Source organism: Halomonas sp. ALS9, from assembly GCF_001651035.1.
GTDB lineage: Bacteria > Pseudomonadota > Gammaproteobacteria > Pseudomonadales > Halomonadaceae > Vreelandella.
Window position 1 is genome coordinate 1 of the sequence record NZ_LXRG01000041.1, and the last position, 202, is coordinate 202.

The 202-nt window shown below is 51.0% G+C and carries 1 pseudogene; it reads left to right on the forward strand.

What is annotated here, in order from left to right:
• Positions 1-165, forward strand: a pseudogene (gene groEL / locus A6R74_RS22980) (chaperonin GroEL); the annotation flags it as partial.
• Positions 166-202 lie beyond the last annotated feature (37 nt).

Below are 202 nucleotides of genomic sequence, written 5' to 3' on the forward strand. Positions count from 1 at the left end.
GCGGGTATGAACCTGATGGATCTTAAGCGCGGCATCGTCCAAGCCGTGGCTGCTGCCGTTAAAGAAATCAAAGCAATGTCTGTACCGTGCACCGACCCTAAGTCGATTGCTCAGGCAGGTACAATCTCTGCTAACGGTGACAAGCGCATCGGTCAAATCATTGCTTAAGCGATGGAAAAAGTGGGCAAAGAAGGCGTCATCA